Consider the following 16,265-nt stretch of genomic DNA (forward strand, 5'->3'; position numbering starts at 1 on the left):
GGGAGAGGGATGGGCAGGTTAAGAATGAAAAACTAGCGTATGAAGTAAAATAAATGTGTTGACTTCTCGAATCAATGAATCATATAATGTTTCTAAACATTTTAACGAATAATTCAATCGGCAATGATGAGGACGAAGTTTAAAGGGCTCTTTTGCTCAGAGAGTGGACGGAACAGCTGCAACCTCCACCAAAATCCCTTTTATACGAGCTCACCTCGGAGCTGTTTTCCTGAAAAACACTAGTCTGATACTTCAGCGCATTAATAGGACAGTGTCTATTAGGGGAAATCGTCTGGTTCTCGTTACGAACCGCAGATATTGGAGCTGTGGCTTATAGATGGCGGCTTCATACCTGCTGAGGCTTTGCATTGCGAAATGTGAAGCAAACATGGGTGGTACCACGGAAGCTAAACCTTTCGTCCCTCACACGGAGAAATCCGGTGTGGAGGACGGAAGGTTTTTTTGTTGTAAATGCCATAGGAGAGATCCAATATTTGAGAGGAGGATGACTGATGAGCGCGCAAACTCCAGAAGTGCGGTCTACAGAACAATTACGAGAGAAATGGATGAAGCCCGAAGTGATTACCGGATCGGAAATCTTGCTTCGGAGCCTTCTTTTGGAAGGTGTCGAATGCGTCTTCGGATATCCGGGAGGAGCCGTACTGTACATTTACGACGCCATGTATGGATTTGAGGATTTCAAGCATGTCCTGACCCGTCATGAGCAAGGAGCCATTCATGCGGCTGACGGATATGCCCGGGCAAGCGGCAAAGTCGGTGTTTGTATTGCAACGTCAGGCCCTGGAGCAACAAACCTTGTCACTGGTATTGCTACAGCTTATATGGATTCGGTCCCAATGGTAGTCATTACCGGTAACGTGGCAACAACCCTGATCGGAACGGACGCCTTTCAGGAAGCCGACATTACTGGCATTACGATGCCGATAACGAAGCACAGCTATCTGGTCCGGGATGTGGAGGATCTGCCGCGGGTCATCCATGAAGCCTTTCATATCGCATCCACAGGACGTAAGGGACCTGTACTGATCGACATTCCGAAGGACGTATCGGCGGCCAAGACACTGTTCAAGCCAGATGAAAGTCTTAACCTGAGAGGATATAATCCTCGAACGGTTCCTAACCGTTTGCAGCTTGATAAACTGTGCCGGGCCATTGAGGATGCGGAACGCCCAATGATCATTGCCGGCGGCGGCGTTATCTATTCGGGAGCACACGAAGCGCTGCATGAATTCGTGAAGCGAACACAAATTCCGATCACAACCACGCTTCTTGGACTCGGTGCTTTCCCAAGTGGACACGAGCTGTGGACGGGAATGCCGGGGATGCACGGAACGTACACTTCCAATCATGCCATTCAGAAATGTGACCTGCTGATCAACATCGGCGCCAGGTTTGATGACCGAGTAACAGGTAAACTTGACGGCTTTGCGCCGAATGCAAAAATCGTCCATATCGATATCGACCCTGCTGAAATCGGCAAGAACGTTCCAACCGACATTCCAATTGTCGGGGATTGTAAGACAGTGCTTGAGATGATCAACCCGGATGTACCGGCTGCAATGAAAGCCGACGCTTGGAGAGACCAGATCCGTAAGTGGAAAGCGGAATATCCGTATAAGTATACGGATTCGGATGAAGTTCTGAAGCCGCAGTGGGTTATTGAAATGTTGAACGATACGACGGACGGCGAAGCGATTGTAACAACGGATGTAGGTCAGCATCAAATGTGGTCTGCTCAGTATTACAAGTTCAACCAGCCGCGCTCATGGATTACTTCGGGCGGCCTTGGAACGATGGGCTTCGGCTTCCCTTCAGCGATTGGTGCCCAGATGGCGCATCCCGACCGGTTGGTCATTTCGATTAACGGAGACGGCGGCATGCAGATGTGTTCGCAGGAACTTGCGATCTGTGCCATCAACAACATTCCTGTAAAGATAGTTGTGATCAACAATCAAGTACTTGGAATGGTTCGTCAGTGGCAGGAACTGATCTACGATCACCGTTACAGTCACATCGACCTGTCGGGAAGTCCTGACTTCGTGAAACTTGCTGAAGCTTACGGGGTGAAGGGCTTGAGAGCTACAACCAAGGAAGAAGCACGCGCCGCTTGGGCAGAGGCATTGGAAACTCCGGGGCCTGTACTCATCGATTTCGTGGTAGAGAAAGGCGAAAACGTATATCCGATGGTAACCCAGGGCTCAACAATTGATCAAATGCTGATGGGGGATGCGTAAGATGATGAGTTTAAAACATACCATAGCTGTACTCGTAAACGATCAGCCTGGCGTCCTCCAGCGGGTTGCCGGATTGTTCGGCCGGAGAGGTTTCAACATTGAGAGCATTACGGTAGGTCAGTCGGAAGAAGCCGGTTTGTCCCGTATGGTCATCGTTACAACAGGTGATGACACGACACTGGAACAAATTGAGAAGCAGCTATACAAACTGATTGATGTTATCAAAGTTATCGATCTAAGTTCCAAGCCAATGGTAGCCAGAGAGTTGGCGTTGATTAAAGTTAAGGCCGAGCCTGCATCACGGCCGGAAATACTCGGTGTTGTCGATACATTCCGAGCATCGGTTGTTGACATTGGCGCTGTAAATATGATGGTACAGGTTGTTGGTGATACAGAAAAGATCGACGCAATGATCGAACTGCTTAAGCCATATGGAATCCGGGAACTTAGCCGGACCGGCGCTACCGCGATGATCCGCGGCAACGCGTAATACTTCAACATTTTTATAACGATTGAAATGAGGCACACACCCGGGACGTGATGAGCGGGTGTTTCAGGAGACCGGAGGGAGTTTCGGGTCTATTGAAATACCCGCTCATTCATGAAGGGTCTTTAAAATCAAAGGAGGACTTATAAAATGCCAGTAACTACTTATTATGAACAAGATGCAGAACTCAACGTACTGAAGGACAAAACGATTGCTGTAATCGGCTACGGAAGCCAAGGTCATGCTCAAGCGCAAAATCTGCGTGACAGCGGAATTAACGTTGTTATCGGCCTTCGCGAAGGTAAATCCTTCGATAAAGCCAAAAATGACGGTTTTGAAGTGCTTCCAGTAGGTGAAGCAGTAAGTCGCGCAGATGTAGTTCAAATCCTAATGCCTGACGAAACACAAGCTTCTGTATACAAGAATGATATTGAACCAAACCTGAAAAAAGGCGCGGCTCTTATGTTCTCCCACGGTTTCAACGTACATTTCGGACAAATCGTAGCTCCAAAGGAAAACGATGTTCTGTTGGTAGCGCCTAAATCCCCGGGCCACATGGTGCGCCGTACTTATGTTGAAGGATTTGGTGTACCTGGTCTGATCGCTGTTGAGAAAGATGCAACAGGACAAGCAAAAGAAATCGGTCTTGCTTATGCTAAAGGTATCGGCTGTACTCGTGCAGGCGTTATCGAAACTTCGTTCCGTGAGGAAACCGAAACCGACCTGTTCGGTGAGCAAGCTGTACTGTGCGGCGGCGTTTCCGAGCTGATCAAAGCCGGTTTTGAAACACTGACTGAAGCTGGATATGCTCCTGAAATGGCATACTTCGAGTGTCTGCATGAACTGAAGCTGATCGTTGACATGATCTATGAAGGCGGCCTGGCTTCCATGCGCGATTCCATCAGCAACACGGCTGAGTATGGTGACTATGTAACCGGACCTCGCATTGTGACAGAAGAAACGAAAAAAGCGATGAAAGAAGTATTGTCCGACATTCAACAGGGTAAATTCGCTCGCGACTTTATTTTGGAGAACCAGTCTGGTCGTGCATTCCTGACTGCAACACGCCGCAACGAATCAGAGCATCCGGTAGAAGTTGTTGGTGCCCAGCTGCGTGAAATGATGCATTGGATCAAGAAGTAAGACTTATAATGTATTAAATAGCAAACTACCGGCGGTATGGGATGTTCATGTTCCTGCCGCCGGAGGTTTATGTAGAGCAAAAACTTCAAGGAGGTGTCAGCATGCGTAAGATTTATGTTTTTGACACAACGCTGCGGGATGGAGAGCAATCACCCGGCGTAAACTTAAACACCCGTGAAAAAGTAGAGATTGCCCATCAGCTTGAAAAGCTGGGAATCGACCGCATGGAGGCCGGCTTCCCTGCGGCTTCGCCCGGAGATCTGGCCGCTGTTAACGCTGTAGCGCGTGCTGTGAAAAATGTGACAGTGATCGGTCTGTCCCGCTCACGGGAGCAGGATATCGACGCCGTCCGCGAAGCACTTCAGGGAGCGCAGGATCCTTGTATTCACGTGTTCCTTGCGACATCGCCGATTCACCGCAAGTTCAAGCTGCGGATGGAGAAGGAGCAAGTACTGGAAACAGCACAGGCTGCTATCCGTTACGCCAAAAAATATTTCTCCAAGATTGAGTTTTCGCTTGAAGATGCCGGACGCACAGAGCGTGACTTTTTGGCCGAGATGGTTGGTATGGCTGTCCGCGAAGGCGCTAATGTGGTCAACATCCCGGATACGGTCGGTTATTTGAACCCATTGGAATATGGTGCTATTTTTAAATTTCTGAAGGAAAACGTTCCGGATATTGAGAAGGTACAGTTGAGCGCTCACTGTCATAATGACCTTGGTATGGCGACAGCCAATACGCTCGCGGCTATTATGAATGGAGCGGATCAGATTGAAGGCACGGTGAATGGAATCGGGGAGCGTGCCGGTAACACGGCAATTGAAGAAATCGCCATGGCTCTCGAGACGCGCCAGGAGTTTTTCCAAGCGAAAACAGGGCTGCATCTGACGGAGATTGCACGTACGAGCCGCCTTGTCAGCAAGCTAACAGGCATGGTAGTCCCTGGGAATAAAGCAATTGTCGGTGCGAATGCGTTCGCCCATGAATCCGGTATTCATCAGGACGGTATGCTGAAAGAGAAAACAACCTATGAGATCATGACGCCGGAATCCATAGGTCTTAAAGAAAGCAAGCTGGTGCTCGGAAAGCATTCTGGACGCCATGCATTCCGCGAGAAGTTGCTTGATCTCGGTTATGAGTTGAATGAAGAACAAGTGAATGAGGCTTTTTCCAAGTTCAAAGTGCTGGCTGATAAGAAAAAGGAAGTATCCGATGACGATCTGCTCGCATTGCTCGAAGAGAAGTTGACGGATGCACCGGAAGTATTCAAGCTGGAAACGATGTTTGTTACTTACAGCAATGCTTCAACACCTACGGCTCGAGTTACGATTGAGACGGAGAACGGAACGGTTGAGGAAGAGGCTGAAGGCAACGGATCAGTCGACGCCATCTATAATGCCATCGATAAAGTGACGGCTGAAGAGTTTACGCTATCGGATTATTCGATCAAGTCGGTATCCCGTGGTAAGGATGCACTTGGTGAGGTACACGTGGTTCTGTCCCAAAATGATGTCGCAGCCCAAGGCCGCGGACTCAGCACGGACATTCTGGAAGCGAGTGCCCGCGCTTATGTGGACGCGGTTAACCAGCTGATTGAGAAACGTAAAACGTTCGGACGTCGCGACCGCGTAACGCTGTAACGTTGATACTCGCTCTACCTGTTCTATCGTGAACATTAAAAACAGGCTCAGGCTTCCAAGCCGGAAGCCTGTTTTTTGTGTAGGTATTTGTTTTTTTAGACTTATAGGAAAAACTTATAAAGTTCATAGATTCTATATCTTGGTCAAACGATCGATATGTATGTTACAACAGTAACTAGGATAAACCGGACGTATGCATATCGATAAGGAGTGACTTACCATGACACAAACGAAAAAAATCGCTGTTATCTCGGGGGACGGAATTGGACCGGAAGTGGTAGCTGAAGCGGAAAAGATTATTAAACGGACGGAAGAAGTATTCGGATATTCTTTCACGACGGAGCACGCTCTGTTCGGCGGAATCGCCATTGACCAGAAGGGAACACCGCTTCCTGAGGAAACATTGAATGTGTGTAAAAATGCGGATGCGGTATTGCTTGGCGCGGTTGGCGGACCTAAGTGGGACAACAATCCGAAAGAACTTCGCCCGGAGACCGGATTGCTAGGCATTCGTAAAGAGTTGGGGCTGTTCTCTAATCTCCGACCAGCCGTTATTTTTGATTGCCTGAAGGATGCATCTACACTGAAACCGGAAGTTCTGGAAGGTACGGATCTGATGGTAGTGCGGGAGCTTACGGGCGGTATATACTTCGGTGAGAAATTTAGACGTGAGGGAGCGAACGGAGAAGAGGCGGTAGATACTTGCGTCTACAACACGACGGAAGTGGAACGTATTGTACGGCAAGCATTTGAAATTGCACAGAAACGACGGAAGAAGCTTGCTTCGGTTGATAAGGCAAACGTGTTGGAAACATCCCGCCTGTGGCGTGAAACGGTAAACCGGATTGCTCCTGAATATCCGGATGTTGAGCTGGAGCATGTGCTTGTTGATAATTGTGCGATGCAGCTGCTTCGTCGGCCGTCTAGCTTCGATGTTATCGTAACGGAGAACATGTTCGGAGATATATTGAGTGATGAAGCAGCAATGCTTACTGGCTCCATCGGCATGTTGGCATCAGCTTCGATGGGTGAAGGAGATTATGGATTGTATGAGCCGGTCCATGGATCAGCTCCGGATATTGCGGGACAAGGTCTGGCGAATCCGATTGCCACTATCCTGTCCGTTGCACTGATGTACCGCTTGACATTTGGATACGCAGAAGCGGCTGATGCGATTGAGCGTGCTGTGGCAGAGGTACTGGATGCGGGACATCGCACGGCTGACATAGCTGTCGATAAGAGCAAGGCTTTGAGCACAACTCAGATGGGTGATTTGATTGCTGCTGCTATCCGTAAGTAATTAGACGCAATAAGATGATTTTGTTCGGATAATTTCCTTATTTATAATAATTATAAAGAAATAATTCCTATAATGTTGACTTTGACAAGCCTCAATGATAACATCATTTTAGTAATGTTCATAGGAACATCAATCAACATTATATGAGGGAATAATAAACTTTCTTACATATATTTAAGGAGGAAATTAATCATGGCAGATCGTTTGGTTGGTAAAGCAGCACCGGATTTCACAATGGAAATGGTATCCGGAGATGGCAAGGATTTTAGCAAAGTAAGCTTGTCTGATTATCGCGGCAAGTGGCTCGTGTTCTTCTTCTATCCGCTTGATTTCACATTTGTATGTCCTACTGAAATCACAGCTTTGAGTGATGCATACGATCAATTTAAAGCACTGGATACTGATGTGCTGGGTGTCAGCATTGACTCCGTACACAGCCATAAAGCTTGGATTAATGCTTCCAAGGATGCTAACGGTCTGGGAACACTTAACTTCCCACTGGCTTCCGACATCACGAAGAACGTTGCAAGAGACTATGGTGTTCTGATTGAAGAAGAGGGCATTGCATTGCGCGGTCTGTTCATCATCGATCCAGAAGGCGAATTGAAATATCAAGTTGTTAACCATAATGATGTAGGTCGCAGCGTTGAAGAAACGCTTCGAGTTCTGCAAGCTCTGCAATCCGGTGGACTGTGCGCTATGAACTGGAAACCAGGAGATAACAACCTGTAAGTCCAAGCGAATGATCTAATATAGGATTGAGCCCTCATTGCCTGTCAGATTACAGGTAGCGGGGGCTTTTTTCAACAACAGGTTGTTAAGGGACGTTTATTTTAGTCAGTAATGGTAGATATATAACATAAATGTGTAGGCCTTTATACTTGCAACTCAGGACAAATGACCCAATTTTTTACAATGGTATTCAAATTGAAGGAATTAGGGACAATGAAAGCGAATACAATGTCTAAACAATATTGAAAGCAGGGGAAGGTGAACAAAATGAGTTTTTGCTGTGGGGCTAGTATGGTGGGATCAAAAGGTACGTTGAAGCATTATCGAACTCAAGTGCATAATGTTCCCCTGTTGTTTTGTCCGGTTTGCCATCGAGTGGAAGTCCATTATCGGGTGGAGAATGAATATGAAATTTTAGCGGAATACGCACACGGCGATGGTGCAGACCATGTGGATTTTCAAGATTATGTGATGGAAGACGAAGAAACCATTTTTGAGAATGTAGTAAACCGGGAATCGGAAGATGACCTGGAGGTCGTTCAAAGCCAAATTGATATGTCGTTGGATTTGTTGGCTGTAGCAAAGTGGATGCAGGATGAAAAGTGGCAAAATGAGTTAAAAAGAAGGCTTGCGGTTATGAGTCAACGTCGTATTCGGCTTCAGCAAAAAGCGTAGCCCACATGCTAAGCCCTCCGACAAGAGGGCTTTTTCAAGAGATAAGAAAGTATAAACATCGGAGTAGAGTGCACCCCTATCTCGCAAGAAAAACAACCGCTAAGTGTGGACTGTCTTCTTTGAGGTACGTCGATAGATATGAGATAGATCGAACTCGTTAGGCAACAGATGAATTTCCTATCTCGCTAAGATGTTATGCCAAACACGACGTGAGTTACGAAAAAAGTAAACGTTAAATTTGTTTTTATTGAGATCTGATGTTATTCGACAGTATCTCTGATTGACGTTTCTCCGCAGGCGTGACTATCATGAAGAAAACGTGTAGAAACAGGCACTGGTCTTTCTGTAGAGATTGTACCCATATGTCTTTGTCTGCATGAAACTTGTGTTTTGGCGAGTTCATCTTTTTGAGAAAAGGGGGAGCCATCTTGTTGAGTGAAATCCGAGGAACTGAACTGGAGGAAATGGGATCATTTCACCCGAATCAGCTTGTAAGAACAAAGTATGAGAATATTTTGGAAAATCTCGACAGCGGGATCATCCTTTTTGATAGCGATGGGGTTTTGGCCTTTGTGAATGTACAAATGGCCAAGCTGTTAGGTGTGTCACGAAAAACACTTGTAGGTTGCACTCTAACGGAGCTTTTGCGTCATCCCCAGCTCACCAGATTCAAGAAGAAAAAAATAGTGCGTCTCTTTCGGGAAACCATCTTTCATCGCAAAAGATTTCATGAGATTCTGGACGAATATGGTAAGTCGTGGTTGATCACGATGACGTATGGTGATCAAATGGAAGGAGATTTTCTGATCAGCGTTAAGGATGTGTCTGATTTTAAGCAGATTGAGCAGACCGCTTATCAGAATGACAAACTGGCCATGCTGGGCAAAATTTCAGCATCCATCGCACATGAAATTCGCAATCCTCTCACTTCTATCCGGGGATTTATTCAGTTGCTAAGGCCGCATTTGATGAGTCTAGGGAAAGATGAATATGCACGTATTATTCTAACGGAAATAGATCGGGCGAACGATATCATATATGAGTTTTTGAACTCTTCCAAGCCATCGGCACCGCAAACTACAGTTATTCCGGTGACTTCACTGCTGAAGGAAGTTGTTCTATTGACTGAAAGCGAGGCCCTGATGAAGGGCTGTCAAATTATTTTGCATCTGGATGAGCGAGATCCTACTTATATATCGGTGGATGTTAAACAGATCAAACAGGTCCTTTTAAACCTGATAAAAAATGCTTTAGATGCGATTGATGAGAAGCTGGATGACCCCGGTGTGGGTATAATTGAAATCGGAATGAAGCATCATGAAAAGCATGTTAGTATTCTTTTGTCCGATAATGGTGGCGGGATGGATCAAAATACATTGAATCACCTGTTTAATCCGTTCTTTACAACAAAAGAAGGCGGGACAGGGCTCGGCCTGTCGGTCAGTTACCGTATCATAAAAAATCACGGAGGCTCGATTGCCGTGGAAAGTCATGTCGGTACGGGAACAGAGTTTGAAATATCGCTTCCTAAAATGGATGGGACAAGCTTTTAACACAATAATGAATGCTACAGGGAATAGTCGTTGTTCTTATGAACAGGCTGTTCCCTTTAATAAATACACTTAATCTTTAAGACATAAATATATTTGTAAAATGGAGGAATTGGAATGTTGTGGTCTTGGAAAAGTGGGGTCACTTACGATCAAGTAAACAGTGATGCGCTCATTGTTCTTGTAACCAAACAGCAGATGAAAGAAGGCGGGGTAGCACCTGAATGGGACCACCTTCTAAAAGAGCTGAATGAAAGAGGGTTGTTTCAGGGGGCGGCGAATCGGACATATGTGCTACCGGTACATAACGAAGGTGGTTTCCGAACTTTGATCCTAACGGGTAGAACAGAAGGGCCGATGACATCAGAGCAGCTACGGTTGGTTGCAGCACAGGGAGCTAAGGCGGCTGTAAAAATCGGCGCAAAGAAACTTTCCCTTGAAGTTCCGGCGACGATGATGCAGTTTACTGTGGAACAAGATATAGAAGAAGCAGCTCAAGCTCTGACGGAAGGTTTTTTGCTGGGCGGATATCAAGCGAAACGCTACAAGAGAGATGAGGTCGTCAAGGAAAGCATTCAGGAAGTTGTCTTTTTTACGAAAGACAGTCATAGTGATGCCGGTACCGAGGAGTCTTGGGAACGTGGATTTGCCCGCGGAGAAGCTGTCGGAGATGCAACATGTCTGGCCCGTGATCTTACCAATCTGCCTGGAAATATGCTTGTTCCTGATGATTTGGCTCAGGCGGCTATGGGTGTAGCGGAGCGTTACGGCATGGAGGGCTATGTGCTGAGTGAGGAGCAGATCGCGGAAAAAGGTATGGGAGGTCTGCTTGCCATCGGTAAAGGCAGTGTTAATCCTCCAAGAATGATCGTGATCAAATATCAAGGAACTGAGACTTGGGATCATGTCATTGGTCTTGTGGGTAAAGGCATTACGTTTGATACCGGAGGTATATCCCTTAAAAAGGCAGCTGGTATGGAAGAAATGATCAGTGACATGGGCGGAGCAGCAACCGTGTTGGGTGTGATGGAGGCCTTGGGCCGGATACGACCTAAAATTAATGTGGTGATGGTGATCCCATCGGCGGAGAACATGCCAAATGGAAATGCGGTGAAGCCTGGAGATGTAATAACGACATTGAGCGGTCGCACAATTGAAATATTGAATACGGATGCGGAAGGCCGTGTGGTTCTGGCAGATGGTGTTACTTATGCGAAGGAACTCGGCGCATCGCGCATTATCGATGTCGCAACCTTGACCGGTGCTGTGGTCACTGCTCTTGGCGATGTAGCGACAGGCGCTGTGACCAACGACGAGACCTTTCTTCAGGAGCTTGTTGCATCATCTAGACGAGCTGGAGAAAAGGTATGGCCTCTTCCCGCGTATCCAGAGTTCTGGGACATGCTCAAGAGTGATGTAGCCGATGTAAGAAACTCGACCGGACGCTTGGGAGGAACGATTACGGCGGGATTGTTCATAGGTACTTTTGCCGACGGCCTTCCTTGGGTTCATTTTGATATTGCAGGCACTGCATTTTTACCTAAAGAACGGGGTGTTGACCCGAAAGGAGCGACAGGAGCTTTAGTTCGCACCATTACGGATTGGGCTCTCACCCAAGAAACAACTGAATAGCTACTGTTGGATAAAGTCCGCTGTCGCGGACTTTTTTTCTTTACTTTTCGTCAGTCGTTCAAGTATGATGAAGAGAAAACTTGGATGAAGGGAGTTTAACTTGGATGAAAAGTAGTAGAACCAAAATCGTAGATTGCACCATCCGCGATGGTGGATTGGTCAATAATTGGGATTTTAGTGTAGAATTCGTGCAAAATTTATATGCCGGCCTGAATGAGGCAGGCGTGGACTATATGGAAATCGGTTATAAAAATTCACCCAAGTTGTTGAAGGGTGCCGATCAATCAGGTCCATGGCGCTTTCTCAACGATGACTTCCTGCGCGAAGTGATCCCGCAAAAAGGCAGAACTAAATTGTCAGCACTTGTCGATATCGGCCGTGTTGATGAGGATGATATTCTCCCGCGTGAAGAGAGTCTACTGGATCTGATCCGAGTAGCTTGTTATATCAAGGACGTGGACAAAGCATTGGATCTTATCGAAGTATTTCATAGCCGAGGATACGAGACTACGATCAACATTATGGCTTTATCGAACGTCATGGAGAACGAACTGCTTGAAGCGTTTGAGCTGATTAAAGACAGCGTAGTTGACGTTGTGTACATCGTTGATTCCTACGGTAGTCTGGATCATAAAGATATTAAATATTTAGTGGAAAAATTTAAAACTCATTTGCCGAACAAACGCTTGGGCGTGCATACGCATAACAATATGCAGTTGGCGTTCTCAAATACCTTGGTGGCAGCCGAGAACGGTGTTGAGCTGCTCGATGCGTCTGTTTACGGTATGGGGCGTGCTGCCGGCAACTGCCCGACAGAGCTTCTGGTTACTCATTTAAAAGGAACCAAGTACGAACTCCGTCCCGTATTGGACATCATTGAGCGTTTTATGATCCCTCTTCGTGAAAAAGAAGAATGGGGCTACCTCATTCCTTACATGATTACAGGTACGCTTGATGAGCATCCTCGTTCTGCGATGGCTTTGCGAGCTTCGGCCGACAAAGACAAGGCTGTTGACTTTTATGACAAGCTGACAACACCGGAAGTTACGTTTAAAAAATAACATCTTCATGTCATATCGAGTTGAAATGACATGACTAATAGCACTTTTCCTTGATGGGAAAGTGCTTTTTATTTGGATTTATTCACATATTTTTTGCATAAAACCGATAAAAACAAGGGATCTAAAACAATATTAATTGAATTTTTAGTTGATTAAAATTGAATCAAACAACAAATTGTCGAACGATGTCATGCATAATGTCGCTTTACGAGGAAGTGTTGCAGGAAATTGGAAGTTCACGTGGAATCCATAATTTAGAAATCTATTGAAGTGATACAAAATTGACGGGGGTACAGCTAAACATGCTGAACAATGTAGAAGAGAGAAAGACTGTAAGAACGGGCATAGCCGTTGTTGTAGCAGTCCTCCTGGTCCTGTTTTTTCAAAATCCGGTTTACCGTTTTCAAGATTGGAGTGAATATGCTCCTTTATATTTGGCTGCTGGTGTAGCAAATGTGGCTATTTGTTTTTCGATTTTTACACAGGGATGGATTTACTTTTCCAATCAGCTTTCGCGTCAGCGGCTTTATACAGGCATGCTGTTTTTGTTCGTACTTATCTTTGATCTGATTCATACATTGGGGGCTATCGGGTTTCCTATGTTCAACTGGATCTTATCCATGAACGAATCACTGTGGCTGCTGTTATTATCGAAATATGCCGTGGCTCTCGGAATTCTGTTTACGTTCAGCTTTCGGGACCGGGCTGTAGGTGCATTGTACAAGCGTATTATTTTTATGATCGGTATTTTAGGAAATTGTGCAGCAGTGGCCTTATTTTTCATGTGGCAATCACGGCCGCTTTTGATGAATGAGCAAGGGATGACTATGGTTAAGAAAGCTGCGGATACAGGCATATTGGTTCTCTTACTGTTGGCAGTCGGGATCATTATATATAAGGGGCACGCAGAAAAACCTCCCTCTCTTCTAATTATCGTCCGGGGACTTATCTTTTTTATCCTGGGTCAGATTTTATTTATGAAATCTTCCTATATCAATGATGTGGACCATCTTTTGGGGCTCGCCTGCGGTTGTATCGGGAGCTTCCTTATTCTCCGCGGTGGTTACCGCCTTTCGATTCAGGATCCTCTGGATGAGCAGCAGAAGGCAGAGGCGCAGATCAGCTACCTTGCTTATCATGATGATCTGACAGGTCTTCCGAATTTACGGAAGCTGCTTCTGAGTTTAGAAACTTTGATCAAAACAGGTCACGGGATAGAAGGATTGACGGTGGCTGTTCTGAATATTAACCGCTTTAAGACCATTAACGATTCATTGGGCCGTGATGCTGGCGATTGTATTTTACAAATGGTATCCAGACGTATTGTACATGAAGCGCAAATCTGGGAAGAGGTTTATAGTTTGGGAGGCGATGAATTTGCCATTATTATAGCGGATGGTGGCACCTCAGAACAGATGGTTGATCGGATTGAAAGCTTCCTTAATCTGTTTAATGAACCATTACAGTATGAGTCAGGTGACTATCATTTGTCACTTTCGGCAGGCTTCGCCATCTATCCAGAAGATGGGACTGCGGCGGATCAGCTGGTTCAGAATGCAGATACGGCTGTCCATGATACTAAAGGAGAGAAGCGCATACGGCGTTATGCTCCCTTTATGCAGCTGAAGGCTCAGGAACGGCTCATCATGGAAACTGAATTACGGCGTGGTTTGGAGCGAGGGGAGTTTTTCCTAGAATATCAGCCACTAGTATGGTTGGAAACCAATCAGGTTGTAGGGATGGAGGCTTTGGTCCGCTGGAACCACCCTGTACGGGGAATTGTATACCCTGGTGAATTCATTACGATTGCCGAGGACAGCGGACTCATTGTACCGCTCGGTGAATGGGTTCTACGGCAGGCTTGTCAGCAAAACAAGCAATGGCAAATGGCAGGATACAAGCCGCTTTGTGTTTCGATCAATCTTTCTTTGGGACAGTTTATTCAACCCAACCTTCCGGAACAGATTGCCGCTATTATAAAAGAGATACAGCTGGAACCCCAATATGTGGAGCTTGAAATTACAGAGTCGATGACGCTCGATAAGGAGGCGGCTCTTGATCAACTTCACCGATTAAAGAAATTAGGTATTAAGATTAGTATCGATGACTTCGGGACAGGGTATAGCTCTTTGCATTACCTGAAAAATTTGCCCATTGACCGACTTAAAATTGATAGATCCTTTGTTAATGAAATATTGCGGGACCACAAGAATGCAGCTATTGTTTCTACCATTGCCACGATGGCTCATCACTTGAAGTTGAAGGTTACCGCTGAAGGTGTCGAGACGGAGGATCAGCTTAGCTTCCTTAGGAATCAGCGATGCCATGAAGGCCAGGGATATTATTTCAGCCGCCCGATTGGGGCACGGGATTTTGAGAGGTCGTTTTTGATTCAATGAAGGCGCAGGGGAGTCTTAGTCTCCCCTAGTCTACTCATTGTATGAAAATACCAGTTGCAATTGTTTAACACACATGGTATATTTATTTTTGTCTTCAAGACAGCATATTGTTGACGGGATGTAGCTCAGCTTGGTAGAGCACCTGGTTTGGGACCAGGGGGTCGCATGTTCAAATCGTGTCATCCCGATTGTCATATATGCGGGTGTAGTTCAATGGTAGAACTCCAGCCTTCCAAGCTGGTAGCGTGGGTTCGATTCCCATCACCCGCTCCATTATATACATAACCAAGCCTTTGGCCGCTAACTATAGCGGCGGGGGCTTTTTTTGTTAAGGAAAAGCAATTTACTTGTTTTTCGTTGTTCATACGCATAAAAAAGCGGCTGAATGGGAATCGGCGAAGTTTCGATTCCTGTTCAGCCGTTTTGTTAAGATATTAGAAATTACAGACGAGTGACTCTGTTTCCTGATATTTTTAGAGACTATCTGTAATTAGGATTTTAAGCTTACGGGTGCCCTCTTCGCCTTGGTGCATGTCATTCTGTGATGTCTTCCGTAAGCTTTGCCATACGCGACAATGGTGCGGATGACTTTGGGATTCGGTAGCAGAGAGAACGGAGCTGCGTCGGGAGAGGTGTTGACCTCCAAAATCCACGGCTTAAGACTCCGGTCCAAGCCGATGTCCATGCCGAGTTCGTTTAAATGTGGATAAGTCCGGCTTAATCTGGACGCAGTCACATGGGTGATGCTATTCATATTACGCAGCACAGCTGCAGTCTTTCTCTTGTTCGCGAAGGGAGCAAGCAGCACGGAAGGCTCGTAGATCGTGCCTCCTTGGCTTCCGTTAGTAACGGCTTTACCCGGGTGAGCAAGGCGTCCGATTGTGCCAGTACATTCCCACTTACGTTTCGGATTGCGCTGAATCATGATGCGAAAATCGAAAGGGCGGCCGTTATACTTGAGCAGATGAACGCCTTTTTGAACCAGATACTGCTGTTGGCCAAAGTGTTTGCGGATGGAAGAGAACATGGAGCTAAAGTTTGTAAAGGTGAACACTTTAACTCCGTTTTGATAACGGTAACCTTGCTTTGTTTTCTCTACCCGGATGACTCCCTTTCCCTGTGAGCCTTTATCCGGTTTTACATATATCATGCCGTGTTGTTCGAGCATGCGGGATAAAAACTGTCGGTTCAAACGTTTGGTGAGTGGAATATGCTTTGCTAACTTTGAGCTGTTAAGCATCAGATTTGTTTTGTGCATTTTACTTGCTAGAATGCTTTTTGCCATGTCCGTATTCCTCCCTTCATTTTAGGCGCTGGTACTTGACAGTTTATGGCGAGGGGAACGGGAAGGTATGGTTAGCTGCCTACACTTTGTGGAGAATAGCTGCAAA

At 46.1% G+C, this 16,265-nt stretch carries 12 protein-coding genes and 2 tRNA genes; 13 read left to right on the forward strand and 1 reads right to left on the reverse strand.

The genetic code is table 11. From position 1 onward, the window contains the following. Positions 1-512: 512 nt before the first annotated feature. The 13 genes from ilvB (at position 513) to AC2TF5_RS05710 (ending at position 15,147) form a co-directional block, all read left to right on the forward strand. Positions 513-2,255 carry a biosynthetic-type acetolactate synthase large subunit gene (gene ilvB, locus AC2TF5_RS05650; protein WP_491301236.1) on the forward strand — a complete coding sequence of 581 codons (1,743 nt, stop codon included), beginning with the start codon at positions 513-515 and terminating at the stop codon, positions 2,253-2,255. Between the two features lie 4 nt (positions 2,256-2,259). Continuing rightward, positions 2,260-2,745 carry an acetolactate synthase small subunit gene (gene ilvN, locus AC2TF5_RS05655; RefSeq protein WP_491302816.1) on the forward strand — a complete coding sequence of 162 codons (486 nt, stop codon included), beginning with the start codon at positions 2,260-2,262 and terminating at the stop codon, positions 2,743-2,745. 147 nt (positions 2,746-2,892) lie between these two features. After that, a complete protein-coding gene (ilvC, locus tag AC2TF5_RS05660) occupies positions 2,893-3,885 on the forward strand; it encodes a ketol-acid reductoisomerase (protein ID WP_208918113.1) in 993 nt (330 codons plus the stop codon). A 101-nt stretch (positions 3,886-3,986) separates the two neighbouring features. Continuing rightward, positions 3,987-5,525 carry a 2-isopropylmalate synthase gene (locus AC2TF5_RS05665; protein WP_491301237.1) on the forward strand — a complete coding sequence of 513 codons (1,539 nt, stop codon included), beginning with the start codon at positions 3,987-3,989 and terminating at the stop codon, positions 5,523-5,525. Positions 5,526-5,745: 220 nt separating this feature from the next. After that, the gene (gene leuB, locus AC2TF5_RS05670; protein WP_491301238.1) at positions 5,746-6,825 is read left to right on the forward strand and encodes a 3-isopropylmalate dehydrogenase; all 1,080 of its coding nucleotides are present in this window, start codon (positions 5,746-5,748) and stop codon (positions 6,823-6,825) included. A 192-nt stretch (positions 6,826-7,017) separates the two neighbouring features. Next, entirely contained in the window at positions 7,018-7,557 is a 540-nt protein-coding gene (locus AC2TF5_RS05675) for a peroxiredoxin (protein ID WP_491301239.1), read from the forward strand. A gap of 267 nt (positions 7,558-7,824) precedes the next feature. Beyond that, positions 7,825-8,232 carry a hypothetical protein gene (locus AC2TF5_RS05680; RefSeq protein ID WP_491302817.1) on the forward strand — a complete coding sequence of 136 codons (408 nt, stop codon included), beginning with the start codon at positions 7,825-7,827 and terminating at the stop codon, positions 8,230-8,232. A 464-nt stretch (positions 8,233-8,696) separates the two neighbouring features. Beyond that, the gene (locus AC2TF5_RS05685) at positions 8,697-9,785 is read left to right on the forward strand and encodes an ATP-binding protein (protein WP_491302818.1); all 1,089 of its coding nucleotides are present in this window, start codon (positions 8,697-8,699) and stop codon (positions 9,783-9,785) included. A 114-nt stretch (positions 9,786-9,899) separates the two neighbouring features. Continuing rightward, on the forward strand, positions 9,900-11,414 hold the full coding sequence (locus tag AC2TF5_RS05690; RefSeq protein ID WP_491301240.1) for a leucyl aminopeptidase: 1,515 nt from the start codon (positions 9,900-9,902) through the stop codon (positions 11,412-11,414). Between the two features lie 104 nt (positions 11,415-11,518). Next, positions 11,519-12,475, forward strand: coding sequence for an aldolase catalytic domain-containing protein (locus AC2TF5_RS05695; protein ID WP_491301241.1), 957 nt, complete (start codon positions 11,519-11,521; stop codon positions 12,473-12,475). A gap of 302 nt (positions 12,476-12,777) precedes the next feature. Further along, positions 12,778-14,874 carry a putative bifunctional diguanylate cyclase/phosphodiesterase gene (locus AC2TF5_RS05700; protein WP_491301242.1) on the forward strand — a complete coding sequence of 699 codons (2,097 nt, stop codon included), beginning with the start codon at positions 12,778-12,780 and terminating at the stop codon, positions 14,872-14,874. Between the two features lie 114 nt (positions 14,875-14,988). After that, positions 14,989-15,062, forward strand: a tRNA-Pro gene (locus tag AC2TF5_RS05705). An 11-nt stretch (positions 15,063-15,073) separates the two neighbouring features. Continuing rightward, positions 15,074-15,147 (forward strand) — tRNA-Gly (locus tag AC2TF5_RS05710). Positions 15,148-15,364: 217 nt separating this feature from the next. On the opposite strand, the gene AC2TF5_RS05715 is transcribed toward AC2TF5_RS05710, so the two are convergent. Further along, positions 15,365-16,159, reverse strand: coding sequence for a YheC/YheD family protein (locus tag AC2TF5_RS05715; RefSeq protein WP_491301243.1), 795 nt, complete (start codon positions 16,157-16,159; stop codon positions 15,365-15,367). Between the last annotated feature and the right edge of the window lie 106 nt (positions 16,160-16,265).

Source organism: Paenibacillus sp. JNUCC 34 (assembly GCF_058269055.1).

What these genes read in the sequence shown, in the direction of transcription:
- AC2TF5_RS05675 (WP_491301239.1), top strand. Translation starts at nt 7,018, where the DNA reads ATGGCAGATCGTTTGGTTGGTAAAGCAGCACCGGATTTCACAATGGAA.
- AC2TF5_RS05680 (WP_491302817.1), top strand. Translation starts at nt 7,825, where the DNA reads ATGAGTTTTTGCTGTGGGGCTAGTATGGTGGGATCAAAAGGTACGTTG.
- AC2TF5_RS05700 (WP_491301242.1), top strand. Translation starts at nt 12,778, where the DNA reads ATGCTGAACAATGTAGAAGAGAGAAAGACTGTAAGAACGGGCATAGCC.
- AC2TF5_RS05715 (WP_491301243.1), bottom strand. Translation starts at nt 16,159, where the DNA reads ATGGCAAAAAGCATTCTAGCAAGTAAAATGCACAAAACAAATCTGATG.
- AC2TF5_RS05690 (WP_491301240.1), top strand. Translation starts at nt 9,900, where the DNA reads ATGTTGTGGTCTTGGAAAAGTGGGGTCACTTACGATCAAGTAAACAGT.
- ilvC (WP_208918113.1), top strand. Translation starts at nt 2,893, where the DNA reads ATGCCAGTAACTACTTATTATGAACAAGATGCAGAACTCAACGTACTG.
- AC2TF5_RS05665 (WP_491301237.1), top strand. Translation starts at nt 3,987, where the DNA reads ATGCGTAAGATTTATGTTTTTGACACAACGCTGCGGGATGGAGAGCAA.
- AC2TF5_RS05695 (WP_491301241.1), top strand. Translation starts at nt 11,519, where the DNA reads ATGAAAAGTAGTAGAACCAAAATCGTAGATTGCACCATCCGCGATGGT.
- leuB (WP_491301238.1), top strand. Translation starts at nt 5,746, where the DNA reads ATGACACAAACGAAAAAAATCGCTGTTATCTCGGGGGACGGAATTGGA.
- ilvN (WP_491302816.1), top strand. Translation starts at nt 2,260, where the DNA reads ATGAGTTTAAAACATACCATAGCTGTACTCGTAAACGATCAGCCTGGC.
- ilvB (WP_491301236.1), top strand. Translation starts at nt 513, where the DNA reads ATGAGCGCGCAAACTCCAGAAGTGCGGTCTACAGAACAATTACGAGAG.
- AC2TF5_RS05685 (WP_491302818.1), top strand. Translation starts at nt 8,697, where the DNA reads ATGGGATCATTTCACCCGAATCAGCTTGTAAGAACAAAGTATGAGAAT.